The organism is Micrococcus sp. APC 4021 (assembly GCF_030407635.1).
Classification (GTDB): domain Bacteria; phylum Actinomycetota; class Actinomycetes; order Actinomycetales; family Micrococcaceae; genus Micrococcus; species Micrococcus luteus.
This window is the reverse complement of record NZ_JASDCZ010000140.1, coordinates 1-5,708: the sequence shown is the minus strand read 5'-3', so window position 1 is coordinate 5,708 and position 5,708 is coordinate 1. Positions and strand designations below refer to the sequence as shown.

General features: G+C 73.5%; 5 protein-coding genes. All 5 read left to right on the top strand.

Annotation, left to right across the window (positions count from 1 at the left end; all coding sequences use genetic code 11):
- The first annotated feature begins 341 nt into the window (after nt 1-341).
- The 5 genes from QL983_RS10150 (at nt 342) to QL983_RS10130 (ending at nt 5,703) form a co-directional block, all read left to right on the top strand.
- Nucleotides 342-1,622 carry a Glu/Leu/Phe/Val dehydrogenase gene (locus tag QL983_RS10150; RefSeq protein ID WP_010079708.1) on the top strand — a complete coding sequence of 427 codons (1,281 nt, stop codon included), beginning with the start codon at nt 342-344 and terminating at the stop codon, nt 1,620-1,622.
- A gap of 298 nt (nt 1,623-1,920) precedes the next feature.
- Complete coding sequence (locus QL983_RS10145; RefSeq protein ID WP_010079707.1) at nt 1,921-2,472, top strand: YceI family protein; 552 nt, start codon at nt 1,921-1,923, stop codon at nt 2,470-2,472.
- A gap of 72 nt (nt 2,473-2,544) precedes the next feature.
- Nucleotides 2,545-3,270, top strand: a complete 726-nt coding sequence (locus QL983_RS10140) for a dienelactone hydrolase family protein (protein WP_159228273.1) — start codon at nt 2,545-2,547, stop codon at nt 3,268-3,270.
- A gap of 83 nt (nt 3,271-3,353) precedes the next feature.
- On the top strand, nt 3,354-4,259 hold the full coding sequence (locus QL983_RS10135; RefSeq protein WP_036341418.1) for a hypothetical protein: 906 nt from the start codon (nt 3,354-3,356) through the stop codon (nt 4,257-4,259).
- A gap of 52 nt (nt 4,260-4,311) precedes the next feature.
- Nucleotides 4,312-5,703, top strand: a complete 1,392-nt coding sequence (locus tag QL983_RS10130; RefSeq protein ID WP_036316513.1) for an aspartate aminotransferase family protein — start codon at nt 4,312-4,314, stop codon at nt 5,701-5,703.
- Nucleotides 5,704-5,708 lie beyond the last annotated feature (5 nt).

Here is a 5,708-nt window from a genome sequence, read left to right as displayed (position 1 = left end):
GGGCTCCTTCACGGGGCTGGGGCGTCGGGCCGACGTCGCGGGCGGGGTGCCTCGCGCGGCGGACGGCCGGGGGACGGACCAGGTGGGCCCTGAGCGAGCGGCGTCGGTTCGACGCCGAAGGGCGCCGCGGGTGTGCGGCGCGTCCACAGCACAGTACACGCCACCGTGTCCGACGTCACCCGGGTGGGCGTGGATCTCGGCTCAGAAGGGGTGACGGGTGCGGGGGGAGCGCGTAGCGTTCATCGGGGTCCGGACGACGTCGGCCGCGCAATGGGGCGCGGCCCTCCGCGCGTCGGTCGGGCCGCGACACACCCCTGCCCACCGGACCACGAGGACGCTCAATGACGAGGATCCCCGCCGAGGACGAGGCCGTGACGGCGCCGTCCTCCCCGCTCGACAACGCCCTGGCCCAGCTCTCCGCCGCCGTGAAGACGCTCGGCTACGACGAGGGCCTGCACCAGATGCTCGCCGCCCCCCGCCGCGAGATGGCCGTCTCCATCCCCCTGCGCCGCGACGACGGCTCCACCGAGGTGCTCCGCGGCTACCGCGTGCAGCACAACTTCTCCCGCGGCCCGGCCAAGGGCGGCGTGCGCTTCAGTCAGGACGTGGACCTGGACGAGGTCCGCGCGCTGGCCATGTGGATGACCTGGAAGTGCGCCCTGTTGGACGTGCCCTATGGCGGCGCCAAGGGCGGGGTGGCCATCGACCCCCGCCAGTACTCGAAGGCCGAGCTCGAGCGCGTCACCCGCCGCTACACCTCCGAGATCCAGCCGATCATCGGCCCCGAGGTGGACATCCCCGCCCCGGACGTGGGCACGGACGAGCAGACCATGGCCTGGATGATGGACACCTACTCGGTGAACGTCGGCCACACCACGCTCGGCGTGGTCACCGGCAAGCCCGTCTCGCTCGGCGGCTCGCTGGGCCGCGCCTCCGCCACCTCGGCGGGCGTGGTCCACGTGGCGCTCGCCGCGCTCGAGCACCTCGGCATCGAGCCGTCGCAGGCGACGGCGGCGGTCCAGGGCTTCGGCAAGGTCGGCGCCGGCACGGTCGAGCTGCTCGAGGCGGCCGGCGTGAAGGTCGTGGCCGTGTCCGACCAGTACGGCGCCGTGCGCGACGACGAGGGCCTGCACTACGACGCCCTGCAGAGGCAGCTCTGGGACACCGGCTCCGTGAAGGACACCCCCGGCACCGCGTCCATGGACGCGGACGAGCTGCTCGAGATGGACGTGGACCTCGTGGTCCCGGCCGCCGTGCAGTCCGTGCTGACCGAGGAGAACGCCCCGCGCGTGCGCGCCCGGCTGGTGGTGGAGGGCGCCAATGGCCCCACCACGGGCGAGGCCGACCGCATCCTCTCCGAGAAGGGCGTCCTGGTCGTCCCGGACATCCTGGCCAACGCCGGCGGCGTGATCGTCTCCTACTTCGAGTGGGTCCAGGCGAACCAGGCCTACTGGTGGAGCCGCGAGGAGGTGGACGAGCGCCTGAAGCGGCGCATGGTCGCTGCGTGGCAGGCCGTGCTGGCCACCTCCGAGAGTCGCCGCGTGAGCCTGCGGGAGGCCGCCACCCTGACCGCTGTCCAGCGCGTGGCCGAGGCCCACCGCACCCGCGGCCTCTACCCGTGACGGGGGGCGGCCCCGCCGCCTGACCCCGTCCGGCCGCCCGAGCGCGGCCCCGCTGCCCGACCGCGGGCCGGCGGCCCGGAACCCCCGGAGGTTCCGGGCCGTCGTCGTGGGCGGACTCGTCCCTGATGTGCCCCCGGCCCGTGACGTCCGTCTCTATTTCGAATTTTGACGATCGAGCGTGGACGGACCGCCCGGATGATGTTTGAATTTGAAACAAGTTCGGAGGCCACGGAGCCATCGCCCCCCGCGACGACCCACCCCGGACGCACCAGACAGACCCGCTGAGAAGGGGCACCCCATGCACGCCATCACCCCCGGAACCTGGAACCTGGACCCCGCGCACTCGGACGTCGACTTCGTCGTCCGCCACGCCGGCATCTCCAAGGTCCGCGGCACCTTCCACGCCGTGGAGGGCCAGCTCGTCATCGCCGAGGAGTTCACCCAGTCCTCCGTCGAGGTGACCGTCGACGTCGCTTCCATCAGCACCAAGAACGAGGGCCGCGACGCCCACCTGCGCTCCGCCGATTTCTTCGACGTGGAGCAGTTCCCCACCATGACCTTCCGCTCCACCGAGGTCCGCGGCGAGCCCGAGGAGTTCACCCTGGTCGGCGAGCTGACGCTGCACGGCGTCACCCAGACCGTGGAGCTCGAGGCCGAGTTCGGCGGCCAGGACAAGGATCCCTTCGGCGTGACCCGCGTGGGCTTCGAGGCCACGGGCGAGATCTCCCGCAAGGACTTCGGCCTGACCTGGAACGCGGCCACCGAGGCCGGCGGCCTCCTGGTATCGGACAAGGTGAAGCTCGAGATCGGCGCCGCCTTCGTGCTGCCCGAGGCCGACGCCCAGGCCTGAGCCTGAGTCGACCTCGCGCGTCGAGACCGGGTCCCTCGATGAGGGGCCCGGTCTCCTCGTAGGGTGGGGCCCATGATGGCTTCGAAGACCCCGCACCAGAACGTCACGTTCGACCTGCCCACCAAGGACGCCGGCCAGGACGGCGACCGGACGGGCCACGGCTACCTCGCGCTGCCCGCCGCCGGGAAGGGCCCCGGCGTGATCGTGATCCAGGAGTGGTGGGGTCTGGTGGACCACATCAAGGACGTGTGCGACCGCCTCGCCGACCTCGGCTTCGTCGCGCTCGCCCCGGACCTCTACGGCGGCTGGATCGCCCACGACGGCGACGAGGCCGGCGAGATGATGCAGAACCTGCCCGCCGAGGAGGGCGCCCGCCAGCTGGCCGGCGCCGTCGACTGGCTGCTCGCCCGGGACGAGGTGACCTCGCAGACCGTGGGGGCGATCGGCTTCTGCATGGGCGGCGGCTTCGTGCTCGCCCTCGCGGCCCAGCAGGGGGACAAGGTCTCCGCCGCCGTGCCGTTCTACGGCGTGGGCCAGGGCGTGCCCGGCGACTTCTCCGGCGTCACCGCCGCCGTCCAGGGCCACTACGCCGAGCAGGACGACTCCTTCCCCGTCGAGGACGCGCGGCAGCAGGAGCAGCAGATCCGTGAGGAGTCCGGGGCCGACGTCGAGTACTTCTACTACGACGCCCCGCACGCCTTCCACAACGACGAGAACCCCCAGGGCAACCACCGGCCCGAGGCCGCGGCCCTCGCCTGGGACCGCGCCGTCTCCTTCCTGAAGGAGAAGGTCCGCTGAGCGGCTCCCGTGGCGGCCGGGGCGGGAAGTCCCGCGCGAGCAGGGGCGGCCCCGCCCGGTCCACCCGCTCCGGCGGGCGCGGCGTGGCCAAGGGCGTGAAGCCCGCGGGCCGTGCCGGGGGCGAGGGCCGGCGTCGTCCCGCGCCCGCGCCGCCGGCCGACCTGCCCGTCCCGCCCGAGACCCTCTTCCTGGCCACCATCCCCGGGGCCACGCCGTCCACGTGGGTGGAGCGGTTCACCACGCGCCAGCGCACGGTGCAGCTCGTCAACCACGACGACGCGGCCCAGCTGGCCCACCTCGCCCACGACGACGCCGGTCAGCCCCGCCACTTCCTGCCGCAGCTGGGCTACGTGCGGCGCCGGCGCGACGTGTCCGCCGAGGAGTTCCTGCGCGCCGGCGACGTCGACCCGCGGCACGTGCACCTCGTGGGCGTCTACTCCGAGCTGCCGGTGGTGTGCGTGGGCAGGGACCACCTGCTCGCCGCGTGGGACGTGGACGCGGACGGCCCGGTGCCGCCCGCCGAGCTCGACCCGGACGAGGAGCTGGATCCCGCCCGCTTCGCCCCGGCCCCCAGCGCGGAGCCGATGGACGCCGCCGAGCTGCCCGGCGCGGGCGAGCGGATGGCCCTGGAGATCGCCGCGTCCGGCGCCGGCCACGTCGTGCTGCCGATGTCCGTGGCCCGCATGTTCGGCCGCAAGGACGTGATCGTGCTGCCGCTGGCCTCCACCCTCGACGACACCGTGGGCCTGTCCCGCGCCGACCGCGAGGCCGCCGCCACGCGGTCCGCGCTCGCGGACGAGCAGGCGCGGGCCCAGGCCGAGGCGGGCGCCGCCGTCGTCGATGGGGCGGATCCCGCGGGTCAGGGCGACGACGACGCCCGCCACCCCGGCTGGGACGTCGCCCTGGCCTGGCTCAAGGCGGCCGACTCGGAGCTCGTGCAGGCGTTCGTGGGGGTGGCGCGCGGGCGGCGGGGCGCCAGCTCGCGCTGAGGGCGGGCGCGCCTATGCTCGGAATGAGCCGCATCACACTCAAGGAGGGCGCATGTCCGAGCATCAGCAGCACGTCGGCCGCCGGGACCCCCGGATCAGCGACGAGGCCATCGAGCGCGGCCGCCGCGCCCACGAGCTCGACCGCGCGCACGTGTTCCACTCGTGGAGCGCGCAGCGCGACCTCACACCCATGACCATCCTCGACGCCGAGGGGTCGTGGGTGTGGGACGGCGAGGGTCGGCCCATGGTCGACTTCAGCGGGCAGCTCGTCTTCACGAACGTCGGCCACCGCCACCCGAAGATCGTGGCCGCGATCCGGGAGCAGGCCGAGACGCTCGCCACCGTGGCCCCGCAGCACGTCAACGACGCCCGGTCCGAGGCGGCCCGGCTGATCACGGAGCGGCTGCCGGAGTCCATCAACCACGTGTTCTTCACGAACGCGGGCGCGGAGGCCAACGAGCACGCGGTGCGGATGGCACGCCTGCACACGGGCCGGCACAAGGTGCTCTCCGCGTACCTCTCGTACCACGGCGCCACGCGCCTGACGGCGAACCTGACCGGCTCCCTGCGGCGCGTGGGCTCGGACTCGGCGTCCGACGGCGTCGTGCACTTCCAGCCCGCGTACACGTACCGCTCCGCGTTCGGCTCGGAGAGCGACGAGCAGGAGGCCGAGCGCGCGCTGGCCCACCTGCGCGACGTGATCGAGCTCGAGGGCCCCTCCACCGTGGCCGCCGTGATCCTCGAGGCCGTCCCCGGCACCGCGGGCATCTTCCTGCCGCCGCCCGGCTACATGGCCGGCGTCAAGGAGCTGTGCCGTGAGCACGGGATCCTGCTGATCATCGACGAGGTCATGGTCGGCTTCGGCCGCGTGGGCGAGTGGTTCGGCCACCAGCTGACGGGCGTCACCCCGGACATCGTCACGTTCGCCAAGGGGGTCAACTCCGGGTATGTGCCGTTGGGCGGCGTCGCCATGAGCGACGACGTCTACGAGAGCTTCGCGACCACGCCCTACCCCGGCGGCCTGACCTACTCGGGCCACCCCCTCGCGTGCGCGGCCGCCGTCGCCGCGATCACCGCGATGGAGGAGGAGGGCATGGTCGCCCACGCGAAGCGCATCGGCGAGGAGGTCATCGGGCCGCGCCTGGCCGAGATCGCCGCGGCCCACCCGAGCGTGGGCGACGTGCGCGGCGCCGGCGCGTTCTGGGCCGTCGAGCTGGTGAAGGACCGGCAGACCCGGGAGCGGCTGGCCCCGCTCGGTCAGGTCGCGCCCGTGATGGGGCGGATGATGGCCGAGGCCAAGGACCGCGGGCTGCTGCTGTTCATGGCCGAGAACCGGTTCCACCTGTGCCCGCCGCTGAACATCTCGGACGAGGACCTGCGCTTCGGCCTCGACGTGCTCGACCAGGTCCTCGCCCTCGCCGACGAGGAGGTCGCGGCCGGCTGACGGGA